Source organism: Amycolatopsis sp. NPDC003865 (assembly GCF_053605345.1).
Map to the genome: position 1 here is coordinate 12,023 of NZ_JBSGJA010000023.1, position 14,064 is coordinate 26,086.

Here is a 14,064-nt window from a genome sequence, read left to right on the forward strand (position 1 = left end):
GTGTAAGGAGTCGGCAAGGTGGTCGTCTTCGCGGGTCAGGGCGACGCCCGCCGGTCCATGGAGCTGCTGTGGGGACCGCGCGTGGTGGCGCCGCGCACGGGGCCCGGGCCGAAGCCGGGGCTGTCGGTGGAGGCGATCGTCGCGGCGGCGATCGACATCGCCGACGCCGAGGGCATGGCGGCGCTGTCGATGCGCTCGGTGGGCGAGCGCCTCGGCCGGACGGCGATGGCGTTGTACACGTACGTGCCGGGCAAGACCGAGCTGGTCGACCTCATGTACGACCGGACCCTGGGGGAGCTGCCGTCGTCGTTTTCCGCTTCGGACGGGTGGCGGCAGGCGGCTCTCGGTTTGGCCGATGCCCTGTGGGACCTGCACTTGCGGCACCCGTGGCTGTTGCAGGTCTCGCCGGCACGGCCGGTGTTGGGGCCGGGGGAGTTCCACGTCCAGGAGACGCTGCTGTCGGTGCTGGCGGCGACGGGGTTGCCGCTGGCGCGGGTCAGGTGGGTGGTGTCGGCGCTGTTCAACGTGGTCCGCGGCTCGGTCCAGGCGGCGGCGGAGTCCCGCCAGGCGGCCCGCGAGACGGGACTGTCCGAAGAGGACTGGTGGGGGGCGCGGTCGGTGCTGCTGGGGGAGCTGGTGCCGGATCTGGCCGCGCGGTTCCCGACGGTGGCGAAGCTGGGCCCGTCGGTCGAAGTGTCGGAGGAGCCCTACTTGGAGCGCGAGGCGCGGCTGTCCTTCGAAGCGGGGGTGGAACTGCTCCTGGACGGCGTCGAAGCGGCGATCGTCAAGGCTTCCGGGCCTCGATGAGGAACCTCGTCGTGTGGGCGACGAACGGGCCGTCGCGCTCGATCAGCTCGTGCAGCTCCCGCAGTTTCGGCAGGTACTGCTCCACCGTGAAGCCCGGGACCATCCAGATCACCTTGCGCAGGAAGTACACCACCGCGCCGATGTCGAAGAACTCGGTCCGCAGCTGCTCGTGGCGCAGGTCGGCCACTTCCAGGCCGGCTGCTTCGGCTTCGCGCACGGCGTGGTCCGGGTGGCGGCTGGTGCGCGCTTCCTCCGGTTGCGGACCGAGGAAGAACTCGACCAGCTCGAACACGCTCGCCGGCCCGACCTGCTGGGAGAAGTAGCTGCCGCCGGGACGCAGGACGCGGGCGATCTCGGGCCAGTTCGTCGTCACCGGGTGACGGCTGGAGACCAGGTCGAAGACGTCGCCGCCGAAGGGGAACTCCGCGGTGGCCACCACGGCGACCCCGCGTGGCCGCAACCGGGCCGAAGCGCGAGCCACGTTCGGTGGCCACGACTCGGTAGCCACCGTCAAGGGCGGCAACGAAGGACAGCCGTCGAGGACCTCGCCGCCTCCGGTTTCCAGGTCGAGCGCCGCCTGGACATCCGCCAGGCGCGAGCCCAGCAAGCGCTGGTAGCCCCAGGACGGGCGGGCTTCGGTGGCCCGGCCGTCGAGCCAGGAGAAGTCCCAGCCGTCGACGGACACCGCTTCGGCTTCGGCGACCAGCGCGTCGAACTTCGACTTCCGCACCGGTGGCGGCGGCACCGGCTTGGCCAGCGTGACGGCGTCGAACGCCACCACCACCGGGCCGCGGCGGGTCTCCACCGTGCACGTCGCCGAGTCGCGGGCCACCAGGTTCCCGAGCGCGTCGGTGAACCCGCCCTCGATCCGGTAGCGCACCACCACCCGCGTGCCCAGCGGCAGGTCGCGCAGCAGCTTCACAGCCGGGCGCTCAGCTCGTCGTCGGACGGCTCGACCAGGAAGCTGCCGTCGTCCCACACGATCGTCGGGATGCGGCGCGCGCCGTCCTGCAGCTCGCGGACGCGGGCTTCGGCGGCGGCGTCCGCCTCGACGTCCACATAGGAATAGTCGACGCCCTCGCGGTCGAGCAGCGCGCGGCTGCGCTGCACGTCCGGGCACCAGGAAGCGCCGTACACCGTCAAACTCACGAAACAACCTCCGAAACAGCGTCGGGAACGGGCGACGGGTGCCCCAGGTCGGTCAGCCACCCGCGGAACACCCGGTGCAGCGCCTCCGCGCCGACGACCTCGCCCAGCGGCGCCAGCGAACGCGGGTGCACCACGAACCCCCGCTGTTGCGGCCCGCCGAGCCCGCCGTGCGACCCCACGTGCGTCTCGAACGGCGACGCCTGGTCCGAGTCCGGATCGTAGCGGCTGTTGATCATCACGTCGGCGCAGTGCGGGAACGTGTCCACCCGCCGGATCAGGTCCGCCGCGTGCGGGCCGTACGGCAGCAGCGGGTCCTCGCCGATCACGACACCCGTGGCCAGCCGGTGGAGGCCGTCGCGGCCCAGCACCACCGGGCCGAACTCGCGGCTGCGGACCAGCAGGAACCCGACCCCGGGGTGGTCCACCAGCGACGGCAGCAGGTCCGGGAACTCGCGCTCGATCGTCTCCAGCTCGACGCGGCCCTCGTGCTCGGTGAACGACACCATCGCGAGGTGCCCGGACACGACCGCCACCACGCCCGGCGCCACGCGGGTCACCGCGCCGGGGGAACCGGACGTCGTGCGCGGCCGGTCGTCGGCGCACTCCGCGTCCTCCACCCGGGCGCGCAGCCGGCGCGCGATCAGGCCGCCGCTCTTCGTCGCCTCCGCCAGTGCCGCGTTGATCTGCCAGCTCTCGGCCTGGCGCCGCTTGCCTGCGGACGCCGACGGCGAACCGCCGCACAGCCGTCCGACGTACGCCTCGATCGTCTCGCCGAACCGCGCGGAGAACGCCTGGCCCTGGGTCTGGCCGTGGTCCGACAGCGCGACGACGTGGTAGCGGCGCGGGGCGAGCCGCGAAGCCCGGTGCAGCCGCGCGATCTGCTGGTCGATCGAGCGCAGCACCGACAGCGTGTCGAACCGCTCGATGCCGGAGTGGTGGGCGACCTCGTCGTAGCCGAGGAAGTCCGCGTACACCACCGGCCGCCCGGCCAGCATGTCGCCGAGGATCGCCGAGACGACGACGTCGCGCGCGATCACCGTCGTGCCCGGCCGGGCGAGCGGGTACCAGCCGCCGCGCGGGATCCGCGGCGCCACGCCCGCCCGGCGCTGGCGCACCGACGCGTTGATCTCGCGGAAGACGTCGACGAGCGCTACGACGAACGTCCGCAGCGCGTTGACCGGGTTCGCGAAGTAGGCGTAGTAACCCGCGCCGAGCCGGTCGCGACGGCGGTGGCGCAGCTTCTTCGGCACCAGCACCGGGATCGAGCTCATGGTGAGGCTGACGTGGTCGGCGTCGCCGGAGAACAGGTTGCCGCGGCTGGCGCCGTCGCCCGACAGCAGGCCCCGCCCGTCGGAGTGGCGCCGTTCGATCTCGGCCGCGTCGGTCGGGTGCGCGCACGCCATCACGTGGTCGCGGTCCTTTTCGTACCAGCGGAAGCCGAGGATGTCGTGGTTGGAGCCGTGCAGGATGCCGCACACGCTCGCGCCGGTCTGGGAGCTCCAGTCGGTGTGCCACGGCGTCAGCGTGTGGCTGCCTTCGGCGAGCCAGGCGGCGAACGTCGGCATGTCGCCGTCGCGGACCGCGCGGCGGACGGTGTCGTACCCGAGTCCGTCGATCTGCAGGAAGACCACACCGGGCGGCTGGTCGGCGACGCCGGCTTCGGGCGTGTGCCGGCGGCGGCGGCGGTTGGCGCGGCGGAAGAAGATCTCGTCCTCGTCGACGGCCAGCGCCGTCGAAATGAGCGCGCCGACGCCGGCCATGGCGACGGTGACGATCACCGCGGTCCGGAAGCCGACCAGCTCGACACCGGGGATCGTCCGGAACACCGCCAGGGTGCCCGCGCCGAGCAGCAGGAACCCGAAGAGCCCGAACGTGAAGAACGCCAAGGGGTAGGCGATCCGCATGGCCAGCGGCCAGACGAAGGCGACCAGCAGCCCCAGCACGAGCGCGCACACCGTGGGCTGCCACCAGTGCGTCATCCGGAAGCCGGGCAGCAGGACGTCGAGCAGGCGCAGGGCTCCGGTGACCGCGGCCCACACGAGGAGGATGCGGGCCACGGCCCGGCCGCCCCGCAACAGGCGGCCCTTCGGCGCGGTCGTCGTCACACGTTCTCCTTGGTCTTGCGCCGCCGACGGGAGATCAGGTTCACCAGCACCGTGACCAGCAGGACCAGCACCGTCGCCAGCAGGGTCGCGATGAGCGGTGAGTCGAAGATGCCCCCGCTGAGGATGCCGAGCAAGCTGTACGCGGTCGCCCAGAGCACGCACGCGACGAGCGCGGCGGGCAGCAGCCGCCGCCACGGGTAGCTCAACGCGGCCGCCGCGAGCAGCACCGGGATCCGGCCGGCCGGGACGAGCCTGCCGATCACGACGAGCTGCCAGCCCCGGCGGGTGAACTGCTCGCGGGCCTTCTCGAGCCGTTCGGCCGGCTGGCGGCGGCTGATCCAGCGGAACGCGGCTTCGCTGCCCAGGCGCGGGATCCCGAACGTCACGACGTCGCCGACGTACGCGCCGAGCACGGCCAGCACGATGACCAGGGGCAGGGACAGGTGGTCGGTGGTGGTGGCGACGGCGGCCGCGGCGCCGACCACGGCACCGGTGGGCACGATCGGGATGATCGAGCCGAGCAGCACGCCGAAGAACACGGCCGGGTACCCGATGGCGGCCGGGTCGGTCCAGTTCACGCGCGGTCCGTCGGCGCGGGGAGCACGACGTCGGCGCCGGGCTCGGTGAACAGCACCTCGGTGCTGCCGCCGGCGGCTTTCACCTCGGCGGCGAACACGCGCGGCGGGTCGGCGAGCAGCCGGCGCATCCGCGCGGTCCGCTTCAGGCCGGGGACGGCGAGGGTGCCCCAGTGCACCGGCACGGCGGCACGCGCCTTGACGATCCCGGCCGCTTTCGCGGCTCGGGCCGGGTCCAGGTGACCCGGCCCGAGGTTCGGCCCCCAGCCCCAGACGGGCAGGAGGGCGACGTCGACCGGGCCGTAGCCCGCCATCCCGGCGAAGAGGTCGGTGTCGCCGGCGTTGTAGACCTTCGTGCCGCCGCCCTCGACGAGGTGCCCGATGGCGGGGCTCTGCGGGCCGTGGGTCAGCCGCGGGCCCCACCGGTGTCCGGAGTGGACGGCTTCGGTGGCGGTGACCGTGAGCGCGCCCTCGGTGAGGGTCTCGCCGGGTGCGATTTCCTCGACGTTCCGGAAGCCCTTCCCGGTGAGCCACGCCCCGGCCCCGCGCGGGACGACGATCCGGGTGTGCCGGCCGAGCAGCCGCAGCGACGGCAGGTGCAGGTGGTCGCCGTGCAGGTGGGAGAGCAGGACGAGGTCGACGCCGGCGTAGGCGTCCGGCGGTGGCGGCGGCACGACCCGGACGAGCCCGCCGACGCGCGCGGTGAGCACGGGATCGGTCAGCACGACCCGGCCGGCCAGTTCGAGCCGGACGGTCGAATGGCCGAGGAAACGCAGGTTGAAGCCGCTCACGGTGTCGAGTATCGCCCTCACCCCCGGCGAACGCCCGGCGGAGTGGCGCGGACAACGCTTCGGCGGTGACGCGCTACCGCCGGCGCACCCGCCGGGCGCGTTTCCGGAGCCGCCGCCGCATCCGGCGCCACCTCGCGCGCAGGTCCGTGCGCAGCGCCTGTTCGGCTTCGCGGTGCATGCCGATCTGGTGCAGCAGCTCGGCGATCCGGACCTGCTTGTCGGTCGGCACCTCAGCGCCCGGCGGGCAGCAGCGACGAGATCCGCAGCGCCGACGTCCCGATCCCGGTCGGCCCGCCGAACCGGGGGTGGTGGCCCAGTTCGGTGCCGGTGTAGCGGCCGGCGTGCTCGTGCCAGTGCGCCACGCCGGCCAGCCAGTCCCGCAGCGAAGGGTCGCCCGCGTGGCGGAACTCCGCGAGCCGCGCCTCGGCCAGCTCGGTGACCACCGCGAAGGCGCGGTCCTCCGAACAGCCCAGGAAGGTCCGCACGACCAGGACGCCGTTGTTGAGCTCGCCCTCGTGCCGGATCTCCTTGCGGTAGGAGTACAGGTCGTTGAGCAGGCCGCCGTAGTCGGCCGCGAGGTTCTTCGGCGCCCGCCGCGCGTGCGGTGCCGCCAGCGTCATCGACAGCTCCGCGCCGAACGTCCGGCGCCGCATCTCGATGTGGTCGATGGGGTCCGGGATCCGGTTCTGCGCCAGGTTCGCCAGCCGCCAGAGCCAGCTTTCGGTCATCGCTTCGACGGCCCGCCGCACCGCGCCGCGGTCGGCCGTCCGCGGCCAGAGGTCGGCGAGCGCGGTTTCGAGGGGGTTCAGCGGGGCCGGCCCGTCTCCCAGGAAGAGCTTCAGGCGTTCGCGCCACGCCTTCGCCGCGGCGAGGTCGCGCGTCGCGCCGAAGACCTCCTGGAACCAGTCGTCGGCGTAGGTGCTCCAGGTCAGCCAGTCGCTGGTGACGTCGAGCCGCTCGGCCGTCGCGTCCGGGTGGATGCCCGCCGCGCACAGCGGCAGGTCGGCGGCGCGCAGCTTGCGTGCGTCCCACACCACGCCGTCGAGCAGGCCCGTCGTCCGCGCCCAGTCGACGTTGCGGCGGCGGCACCGGTCCAGGTGCGGGTTCAGCCGCACCGGGAACGGCGGCTCGACGGCCGGCCGCGCCACGCGCACCTCGCCGAACGGCGAGTGGCCGTAGGCGCGCAGCCGCTGCGGCGCGGTGGCGAGCACCGACGACAGGATCCGCGCGGCCTGCGGCCGGTCGTCGAGCGCGCCTTCGTTCATGTAGCGGCTGGAGCGCAGGTGCCACTCGTGCCCACCGGACTGCCAGTCCTGCAGGCCCTTGACGTAGGCGAACGTCGCCGCGCGCGCCGCCGGGTCGACGCCGTGCTCGTCGAAGAGCGCGGGGACCTCGGTGAGCGCCGTGTGCTCGAACTGGTGCAGCCGCGAGGTGATGAGGTCGTTGACCGCCTCGGCCGCCTCCTGCGTGGTGAGATCCAGGAACTTCTCGAACACGAGCACGCCGTTGGACAGCTCGCCCTCGTCCTGCACTTCCCGTTGGTAGGAGAAGAGGTCGTTGCGCAGGTGGACGCCGTCGGCGAAGCAGTCGCGCAGGACTTCCAGGGGTCTCGTCGCGGCGATCGCGTCCGGGACTTCGGCGTGCACCGAGTGCTCGACGAGGTTCGCCGACCACGGCGCGCCGCCGACCTTCCGCCGCATCTCGACGTACTCGATGGGGTTGGCGAGCCGGCCTTCGTTGATGTTCGCCAGCTCCCACAACGACTCTTCGAGCAGGGCCTTCGTGCTGTCGACGAACCGGCGCCGCCACGCGGCCGAGCGGTGCGGGACCGTCCGGGCCCACAGGTCGGCGAGGCCGCGCTCGACCGGGTTCTCCGGCGTCGCGGTGATCTCGCCGTCGGCCGGCATGAAGAGGTCGATCCGGTCGAGGTGGGTGCGCGCGTTCTCGATGTCGCCGGTGCGCTTGTACAGCTCGAGGAAGTGGTCGTCGAAGTAGAAGACCCAGACGTACCAGTCGGTGATGACGTCGAGCTCGGCCGCGCCGGCGTCCGGGTGGGTGTAGGCGCAGAGCAGCGCGTAGTCGTGGGAATCGAGGTCGTGCTCGGTCCAGACGACCGTGCCGTGCTGCGGGACGTCGATCATGTCCATCCCGCGCGCCCACGCCTTGCTGTGCGCGCGGGCCCGTTCCAGGTGCGGGTTCAGCCGCGCCGGGTAGGGCATGTAGAACTCGGGGAGGACGAAGGGCTGCTCAGGCACCTCGTGAGGCAACCAAAGACGCGGGTGCCCGCCAAGAGGAGCAGGCGGGGTTGCACACGAACGGGTCGGGCGCTTCCCCCGGCCGGCCCAGCGACGACAGGAGTGCACATGACCGAGACCCGAGTGGTCGACAACCGCGACGAGAGCCGTTACGACCTGTGGGTCGACGAGAAGCCGGCGGGTTCGGCGTACTACGACGAGCGCGGCGACCTGACGGTGTTCACCCACACCGAGATCGACGACGCGTTCTCGGGGCAGGGGCTGGGGAAGGTGCTGGCGGCCGGCGCGCTCGACGACGTTGTCGCGAAGGGCCGGACGATTGTGCCGGTGTGCCCGTTCATCGCCGGATACCTGAAGAAGAACCCGGGGTACGAGGACCACGTTCGGTGGCCGAAGGGCTGAATGAGTCATTCGTGTCGTCGGGTGACAGGGGCAGCGTTCCGCGGGCGGGGCGGGGGCAGCTGTTCCTGTCAAAGCCCTTCCGGCACCCCGAAGCTGTCATTGTGACTACGGCCGGCAACACCGCGTCAAGGCGGGAAAGCGTGCCTTGACCCGGCGCTGCCGGCCGTGTTCTGGCTTCGGATCGGGGTGCGGGGAGGTCTGGGTCCTCGTCGGTGCCTGTTCTCGGGGCCCCTCGCCTTTGGCGTCGGCCTTTGGCGGTGGGCAGTCGTTCAGTCGGCGGTTACGCCGAACGCATCAGTGTCACTGCGGCGAATGGGTCCTTAACGCGAGGTATGTCCGGATCTGCTGGTTATTAACCAACCTTCGTCGGTGTTGCGTTGGTTGCCCGGCAACGAAAGTGACCGGCGCAGGCTTCGAACCGGCAACCTGGAGGAAGTTGATGACTCCCCGGAAGACCGCCCTCAAGACCTTCGCCGTCTTGTCGGCCGCCGCGCTGACGGCGGGCGTGTGCTCGTCGGCGGCCACCGCGTCCCCGCTGGCCTTCGCCGCGATGCAGGCCAAGGCCATCACCAGCGCCACCCAGGTGGCGAACGCGCTCGGCGCCGCTTCCGGCGGTGTCTACCTCGAGAACGGCAAGGCCGTCGTCAACGTCGTCGACGACGCCGCCGTGCAGCAGGTGCAGGCCGCCGGCCTCACCGCGAAGAAGGTCAAGCACACCTTCGCCGCGCTGACCGGCGTCAAGAACCAGCTCGACGCGGTGAAGAACGTCCCGCAGACCGCGTGGGGCATCGACACCAAGACCAACCAGGTCGTCGTCAAGGTCTACGACGCCGCCAGCAAGGAGACCGCGGACAAGGTCGGTGCGGCCGCCGCCAAGTACGGCGACAGCGTCCGGGTCGAGCACCGCACGGGCAAGCTGGAACTGCACATCCAGGACGGCGACGCCATCCAGAACAGCCAGGGCCGCTGCTCGCTCGGCTTCAACGTGACGCGCGGCGGCGAGCCGTTCCTGCTCACCGCGGGCCACTGCACCAACCTCGGCGGCACCTGGTCCGGCGGCGACGTCTCCGGGGCCGAGGTCGTCGAGAGCGACTGCCCCGGCGCCGACTCCGGCCTGCTGACCCGCCCGAACGGCACCGGTCCCGGCGAGATCAACACCGGCCAGGCGATCACCAGCGCCGCGGAGCCGACCGTGGGCGAGCAGATCCAGAAGCAGGGCTCGACCACCGGCGGCGGCAGCGGCGAGGTCACCTCGGTCGACGAGTCGGTCAACTTCGACGTCGGCGTGCTCAACCACGAGTTCGGCACCACCGCGCACACCGACCACGGTGACTCGGGTGGCCCGGCCTACGACGGTGAGAAGGGCCTCGGCACGCTGTCCGGCGGCGACACCGTGACCAGCTACTTCTACCCGCTCACCCTGGAGCTGCAGGCCTACGGGCTCGAGCTCGCCTGATAGAGACCCGCGGGGGTCCCGTCACACGTGTCGAGGGCGCGTGGCGGGACCCCCGCTTCCATTTCAGAGCCGCTTCGCCCGGTAGACGGCGTCGGTGTGGTGGCCCTCGCCGCGCGTCTCGCACGTCTCGACGAGCCACTCCCAGGCGTCGCCCAGGTAGTTCGTGATCTCCTCCGGCTCGAAGAACAGCTCCTCCGGCGGCTTCTGGCCGTCGAACTCGCGCATGGCCTTCGGCGAGTGCCCGACGACCAGCAGCGACCCGCCCGGCCGGATGGCCGCGGCCGCCGCCGTGAAGACGTCGCGGCGCAGGTCCGGCGGCAGGTGCATGTACTGCGCGGAGATCAGGTCGTAGCTCTCCTCCGGCTGCCACTCCAGGATGTTCTTGTGGAGCCAGCGGACGGTCACGCCCGCTTCCCGGCCTGCTTCTTCGGCGCGGGCGAGCGCGACCGTCGAGATGTCGGCGCCGTCGACCGTCCAGCCCCGCTTCGCGAGCCAGATCGCGTCGCCGCCTTCGCCGCACCCGAGGTCGAGGGCGCGCCCGGAAGCCAGCCCCTCGACCTCGGAGCTCAGGTTCGCGTTGACGTTCCCGCTCCAGATCCGGTGCTCGTCGCGCTGGTACATCTCCTCCCAGAACTCCTGCTTGAGCATGTCTTCGACGATCATGGGCCCCTCGTGCGGCATGGTTCCTCCTCGGTGACGTCCCCAGCATGCGGAGGACGTCACCGAGGAGGCAAATCGCGTTGCCGGAATGGCAACTCAGGCCGTGCCGTACACCTGCATCTCGTACAGCGAGTAGCCGTAGGACGTGCCGCGCGTGACGCCGTTCATCCGCACGTAGCGGCCGCTGCCGGTCAAGCCGGTGAGGTCGTCGGTGGCGCCGTTGCCGCTGGTGGTGCTGTAGACCGTCGTCCAGTTCGTGCCGTCGGCCGATGTCTGGATGCTGTAGGCCTTGCCGTAGGCGGCTTCCCAGGTCAGCTTGACGTGCGAGACCTGCTTGGTGGCGCCGAGGTCGACGCGCAGCCACTCGCTCGACGAGCCTTCCTTCGACGCCCAGCGCGTGCCGGTGAGGTTGCCGTCGAAGGCCGCGCTCGCCGGGTAGGACGACGACTCCGTCGACGACGCCGTCGCCGGTTTGCCTTGCGAGAGCAGGGTTTCCGTGCCCCCGGTGATCGTCACGCCGAGCGACGTGGTTTTCGAGCCGCCGGTGATGGTGACGGTCGCCGAACCCGGGCTCGTGGCCGCGGCGGCGGCGACCGTGACCGTCGAGGTCCCGCCGGCCGGCACCGACGCCGGCGCGAAGGACACGGTCACTCCCGCGGGCGCCCCGCTCGCGGACAGCGTGACGGCGTCCGTGCTGGTGACGGTGGCCGTCGCCGAAGCACCCGGCGCGACCGACACCGACGAAGGCGTCACGCTGAGCCCGCTCGGTGTGCCGGCCGCGGTGAACGTCCAGCGGGCCTGGGCGCCGGAGCAGCTGCCCGCGGTGAGCGTCGAGCCCGAGGCGCGGAAGCACTTCTTGCTCGTCTGGATGTCGGAGATGGTGCCGTCGGGGTTGATCGACCACTGCTGGGCCGGGCCACCGGTGCAGGTCTGCAGCACGATCGAGCTGCCCGAGATGCCGGCGCACTTGTCGTTGATGACGAGGAAAGCGCCGTGGAAAGTGAACCGTTGCGCGTCGCTTCCGGTGCACGCGGCCACTTTCAGCGTGGTGCCGCTGCTGGGCGCTTCGAGGCAGGTGCCGGTGGAGTTGTTCCGGTACTGGCCGACCGTCGTGTTCGGTTGCGCGCCGCCCCAGCATTCACCCGTGCTGGTGTTGAAGATCGGCGTCGCGTCGTAGGGCTCGTCCGACGGCGGGTCGACGACCACCGGCTCCATGACCGGCGTGTTGTCGGGGTTGTAGTGCGTCAGCGCGTCTTCGCAGTCGATCGCGTCGAACGCGCTGCCGCCCTGGCCGCCGAGCCAAAGGTCGATGTGGCGCAGGCCGGGTCCGCCGTTCGGGCCGTGGCTGTTCCAGTCGTCGGAACATTCGTCGCAGCCGTCCTCCATGATGAAGTACTTCTTCACGCGCGGTACCCAGACCTTGGTGCCGGGCTTGAGTTCGTCGCTGCTGGTGGCGAAGGTGATCGGGTCGGCGTAGGTGCCCTTGCCGCCCGCGGTGTCGTGGATCCGCGGGTAGGAGATGTCGCCGCCGGGCGGGGTGTTGTCCCACCAGCCGTAGAAGGTGAGGAACGTGGGCTGCGTGGTGGCCGCGTCGGCGACGCCGGTTCCGGCGGTGGCCAGCGCGAGGAACAGGGTCACGACGAGCACGAGCGCGCGCCGGGTCATGCTGCCTCCGGGAGGGGTGGGGCGGACGATGACTGCGGCGTGGGTCCAGGTTCGCCGGGCGGCGGCGCCCCGTCAAGACCTGTTCGTAAAGTTTCCTAACGAATCCGGTTCGTGTCCCGGTCGCCGGGAAAACCGCCCGCGCCGGCGGTCCGCTCGGCGAAGATGACGCCATGAGCGAACAACGGGAAGTCGTGGTCACCGGGGGCGGCACGGGCATCGGGCTGGCGATCGCCGCGCGCTTCGCGGCGGCGGGTGAGCGCGTCACGATCACGGGACGGCGCAAGGACGTGCTGGAAGCGGCGGCGGAGAAGCTCGGCGCGCGGGCGGTGGCGTTCGACGCGAGCGACCCGGAGGCGGTGCAGGCCGCGCTGGCGGAACTGCCTTCGCGGGTGGACGTCCTGGTCAACAACGCCGGGGGCAACACCGATCGGGTCCGGGAGGCCCCGGTCGGGCTCGCGGGCCTGGCGGACGCGTGGCGCGCGAACTTCGAGGCGAACGTCGTTTCCGCGGTGCTGGTCACGACGGCGTTGAAGCCGCGCTTCGCGGACAACGTGCGGGTGGTGACGCTCGGGTCTGTCGCGGCGAAGCAGGGTTCGGGCTCGTACGGCGCGGCGAAGGCGGCGATCGAGGCGTGGAACACCGACCTGGCGCGGCAGCTGGGCGCGGCGGGGTCGGCCAACGTGGTGGCGCCGGGAGTCACCCTCGACACGGAGTTCTTCCACGGCACGGTTTCCGAGGAATGGGTGGCCGCACGGGTGTCGGTGGCCTTCGACAAGCGGGCGGGGACACCGGAGGAGGTCGCGGCCGCGGTGGCGTTCCTGGCTTCGCCGGAGGCTGGGCACGTGACCGGGCAGGTGGTGCACGTCAACGGCGGGGTGTACGGGGCTCGCTAGGCCATCCGGGTCGGAAGTGGGTCGAACGTCCCACGACCGCCGCGGTTCTCTCCATGGTGGAAGTGTCCAGACCACCGCACGAGAGGTGTGATCCGCCGTGACGGCAGCGTCCGCAACCCCGGCCCTCCCGACGGCACGACCGGCCGGCTGCCCGTACGACCCGCCCGAAAACTACGCCGCCCTGCGGGAAACCGCGCCGACGTCGCAGGTGCGCTGCCCGGCCGGCATGGACGCCTGGCTGGTGACGCGCTACAGCGACGTCCGCGCGGTGCTCGCCGACCGGACCATGAGCTCGCGCGGTGCGTCCTCGGTGCACGTCAACCCGAACGCCGACCTCGACGAGGAGGTCAGCCCCGGCTCCATCATCCAGCTGGACGGCGCCGCGCACTCCCGCATCCGGAAGATGGTCATCGCGGAGTTCACCGTGCGGCGCGTGGAGGCGATGCGCGGCTACGTCCAGGAGCTCGTCGACACCCACCTCGACGCGATGCTCGCCCGGCCGGGGGAAGCCGATCTGGTGCGGGACTTCGCGTTGCCGATCCCGTCGCTGGTGATCTGCGAGCTGCTCGGCGTCCCGTACGCCGACCGCGCGCGGTTCCAGCGCCAGAGCGGCCTGCTCGTCAGCACCGACACCACCCGCGAAGAGGGACAGCAGGCCTACGACGAGCTTTCCGGCTTCCTGGCGGAACTGTTCACCGACAAACAGCGGAATCCGCGGGACGATCTGTTCAGCAGGCTGATTTCGCGCGGCGAACGGACCGGCGACCCGCTCACCATGGAGGAACTCGTGGTGCTGGGCCTCAGTCTCCTGGTCGCCGGCCACGAGACGACGGCCAACATGATCGCGCTCAGCACGCTGGTGCTGCTGGAACACCCGGCCCAGCGCGACGTCGTGCTGGCGGCGCCGGAGCGCGCGGTCGAGGAGCTGCTGCGGTACCTGTCGGTCGTGCAGTTCGGCGTGCTGCGCTACGCGACCGCCGACGTCCAGGTCGGTTCGCGCTCGGTCAAGGCGGGGGAGTGGCTGGTGGCCGCGCTGAACTCGGCGAACCGCGACGAAGACCTGTTCCCGGGCGCGGACAAGCTCGACTTCCACCGCGACTCGCCGCGCACGCACGTGGCGTTCGGCTTCGGGGCGCACCAGTGCATCGGCCAGCAGCTCGCGCGCGTCGAGCTGCAGGAGGCGTTGACGCGGCTGTTCCGCCGGGTGCCGGACCTGCGGCTGGCGGTGCCGCGGGAAGAGCTGGCGTTCAAGCACAACACGCTGGTGTACGGGGTGCGGGAAATGCCGGTCGCCTGGGGCTGAGAA

14 protein-coding genes and 1 pseudogene are annotated in these 14,064 nt (G+C 71.6%); 5 read left to right on the forward strand and 10 right to left on the reverse strand.

The window, feature by feature from the left end:
- Positions 1–18 precede the first annotated feature (18 nt).
- The gene (locus ACWEVP_RS39675) at positions 19–807 is read left to right on the forward strand and encodes a TetR/AcrR family transcriptional regulator C-terminal domain-containing protein (protein ID WP_452067720.1); all 789 of its coding nucleotides are present in this window, start codon (positions 19–21) and stop codon (positions 805–807) included.
- Here the strand turns inward: ACWEVP_RS39675 and ACWEVP_RS39680 are convergent.
- From ACWEVP_RS39680 to ACWEVP_RS39715, 8 genes and pseudogenes are all read right to left on the reverse strand, one after another.
- Entirely contained in the window at positions 785–1,537 is a 753-nt protein-coding gene (locus ACWEVP_RS39680) for a methyltransferase domain-containing protein (RefSeq protein WP_452067844.1), read from the reverse strand. The two genes, ACWEVP_RS39675 and ACWEVP_RS39680, sit on opposite strands and share 23 nt — an antisense overlap.
- A pseudogene (locus tag ACWEVP_RS39685) lies at positions 1,526–1,729 on the reverse strand (putative acetyltransferase); the annotation flags it as partial. The gene ACWEVP_RS39680 and the pseudogene ACWEVP_RS39685, both read right to left, overlap by 12 nt.
- Positions 1,726–1,956, reverse strand: a complete 231-nt coding sequence (locus ACWEVP_RS39690; RefSeq protein ID WP_452067721.1) for a glutaredoxin domain-containing protein — start codon at positions 1,954–1,956, stop codon at positions 1,726–1,728. The gene ACWEVP_RS39690 and the pseudogene ACWEVP_RS39685, both read right to left, overlap by 4 nt.
- Complete coding sequence (locus tag ACWEVP_RS39695) at positions 1,953–4,061, reverse strand: phage holin family protein (RefSeq protein WP_452067722.1); 2,109 nt, start codon at positions 4,059–4,061, stop codon at positions 1,953–1,955. The genes ACWEVP_RS39690 and ACWEVP_RS39695 overlap by 4 nt, the downstream gene beginning before the upstream one ends.
- On the reverse strand, positions 4,058–4,639 hold the full coding sequence (locus ACWEVP_RS39700) for a DedA family protein (protein WP_452067723.1): 582 nt from the start codon (positions 4,637–4,639) through the stop codon (positions 4,058–4,060). The genes ACWEVP_RS39695 and ACWEVP_RS39700 overlap by 4 nt, the downstream gene beginning before the upstream one ends.
- The gene (locus tag ACWEVP_RS39705) at positions 4,636–5,427 is read right to left on the reverse strand and encodes an MBL fold metallo-hydrolase (protein WP_452067724.1); all 792 of its coding nucleotides are present in this window, start codon (positions 5,425–5,427) and stop codon (positions 4,636–4,638) included. The genes ACWEVP_RS39700 and ACWEVP_RS39705 overlap by 4 nt, the downstream gene beginning before the upstream one ends.
- 73 nt (positions 5,428–5,500) lie before the next feature.
- A complete protein-coding gene (locus ACWEVP_RS39710; protein ID WP_452067725.1) occupies positions 5,501–5,656 on the reverse strand; it encodes a hypothetical protein in 156 nt (51 codons plus the stop codon).
- A 1-nt stretch (position 5,657) separates the two neighbouring features.
- A complete protein-coding gene (locus tag ACWEVP_RS39715; protein ID WP_452067845.1) occupies positions 5,658–7,646 on the reverse strand; it encodes a terpene synthase family protein in 1,989 nt (662 codons plus the stop codon).
- A 144-nt stretch (positions 7,647–7,790) separates the two neighbouring features.
- Between ACWEVP_RS39715 and ACWEVP_RS39720 the strand changes: the two genes are divergently transcribed.
- Together ACWEVP_RS39720 and ACWEVP_RS39725 are read left to right on the forward strand one after the other, a co-directional pair.
- Entirely contained in the window at positions 7,791–8,084 is a 294-nt protein-coding gene (locus tag ACWEVP_RS39720) for a GNAT family N-acetyltransferase (RefSeq protein WP_452067726.1), read from the forward strand.
- 439 nt (positions 8,085–8,523) lie between these two features.
- Positions 8,524–9,540 carry a S1 family peptidase gene (locus tag ACWEVP_RS39725; RefSeq protein WP_452067727.1) on the forward strand — a complete coding sequence of 339 codons (1,017 nt, stop codon included), beginning with the start codon at positions 8,524–8,526 and terminating at the stop codon, positions 9,538–9,540.
- A 63-nt stretch (positions 9,541–9,603) separates the two neighbouring features.
- Here ACWEVP_RS39725 and ACWEVP_RS39730 read toward each other — a convergent pair whose 3' ends face one another.
- Complete coding sequence (locus ACWEVP_RS39730) at positions 9,604–10,221, reverse strand: SAM-dependent methyltransferase (RefSeq protein WP_452067728.1); 618 nt, start codon at positions 10,219–10,221, stop codon at positions 9,604–9,606.
- 75 nt (positions 10,222–10,296) lie between these two features.
- Entirely contained in the window at positions 10,297–11,865 is a 1,569-nt protein-coding gene (locus ACWEVP_RS39735) for a discoidin domain-containing protein (RefSeq protein WP_452067729.1), read from the reverse strand.
- 170 nt (positions 11,866–12,035) lie between these two features.
- Here ACWEVP_RS39735 and ACWEVP_RS39740 point away from each other — a divergent pair, with 170 nt between their 5' ends.
- Positions 12,036–12,758, forward strand: a complete 723-nt coding sequence (locus tag ACWEVP_RS39740; RefSeq protein ID WP_452067730.1) for an SDR family NAD(P)-dependent oxidoreductase — start codon at positions 12,036–12,038, stop codon at positions 12,756–12,758.
- Positions 12,759–12,855: 97 nt separating this feature from the next.
- The gene (locus ACWEVP_RS39745) at positions 12,856–14,061 is read left to right on the forward strand and encodes a cytochrome P450 (protein WP_452067731.1); all 1,206 of its coding nucleotides are present in this window, start codon (positions 12,856–12,858) and stop codon (positions 14,059–14,061) included.
- Positions 14,062–14,064: the final 3 nt, after the last annotated feature.

What these genes read in the sequence shown, in the direction of transcription:
- ACWEVP_RS39735 (WP_452067729.1), bottom strand. Translation starts at nt 11,865, where the DNA reads ATGACCCGGCGCGCGCTCGTGCTCGTCGTGACCCTGTTCCTCGCGCTG.
- ACWEVP_RS39730 (WP_452067728.1), bottom strand. Translation starts at nt 10,221, where the DNA reads ATGCCGCACGAGGGGCCCATGATCGTCGAAGACATGCTCAAGCAGGAG.
- ACWEVP_RS39715 (WP_452067845.1), bottom strand. Translation starts at nt 7,646, where the DNA reads ATGCCCTACCCGGCGCGGCTGAACCCGCACCTGGAACGGGCCCGCGCG.
- ACWEVP_RS39725 (WP_452067727.1), top strand. Translation starts at nt 8,524, where the DNA reads ATGACTCCCCGGAAGACCGCCCTCAAGACCTTCGCCGTCTTGTCGGCC.
- ACWEVP_RS39720 (WP_452067726.1), top strand. Translation starts at nt 7,791, where the DNA reads ATGACCGAGACCCGAGTGGTCGACAACCGCGACGAGAGCCGTTACGAC.
- ACWEVP_RS39740 (WP_452067730.1), top strand. Translation starts at nt 12,036, where the DNA reads ATGAGCGAACAACGGGAAGTCGTGGTCACCGGGGGCGGCACGGGCATC.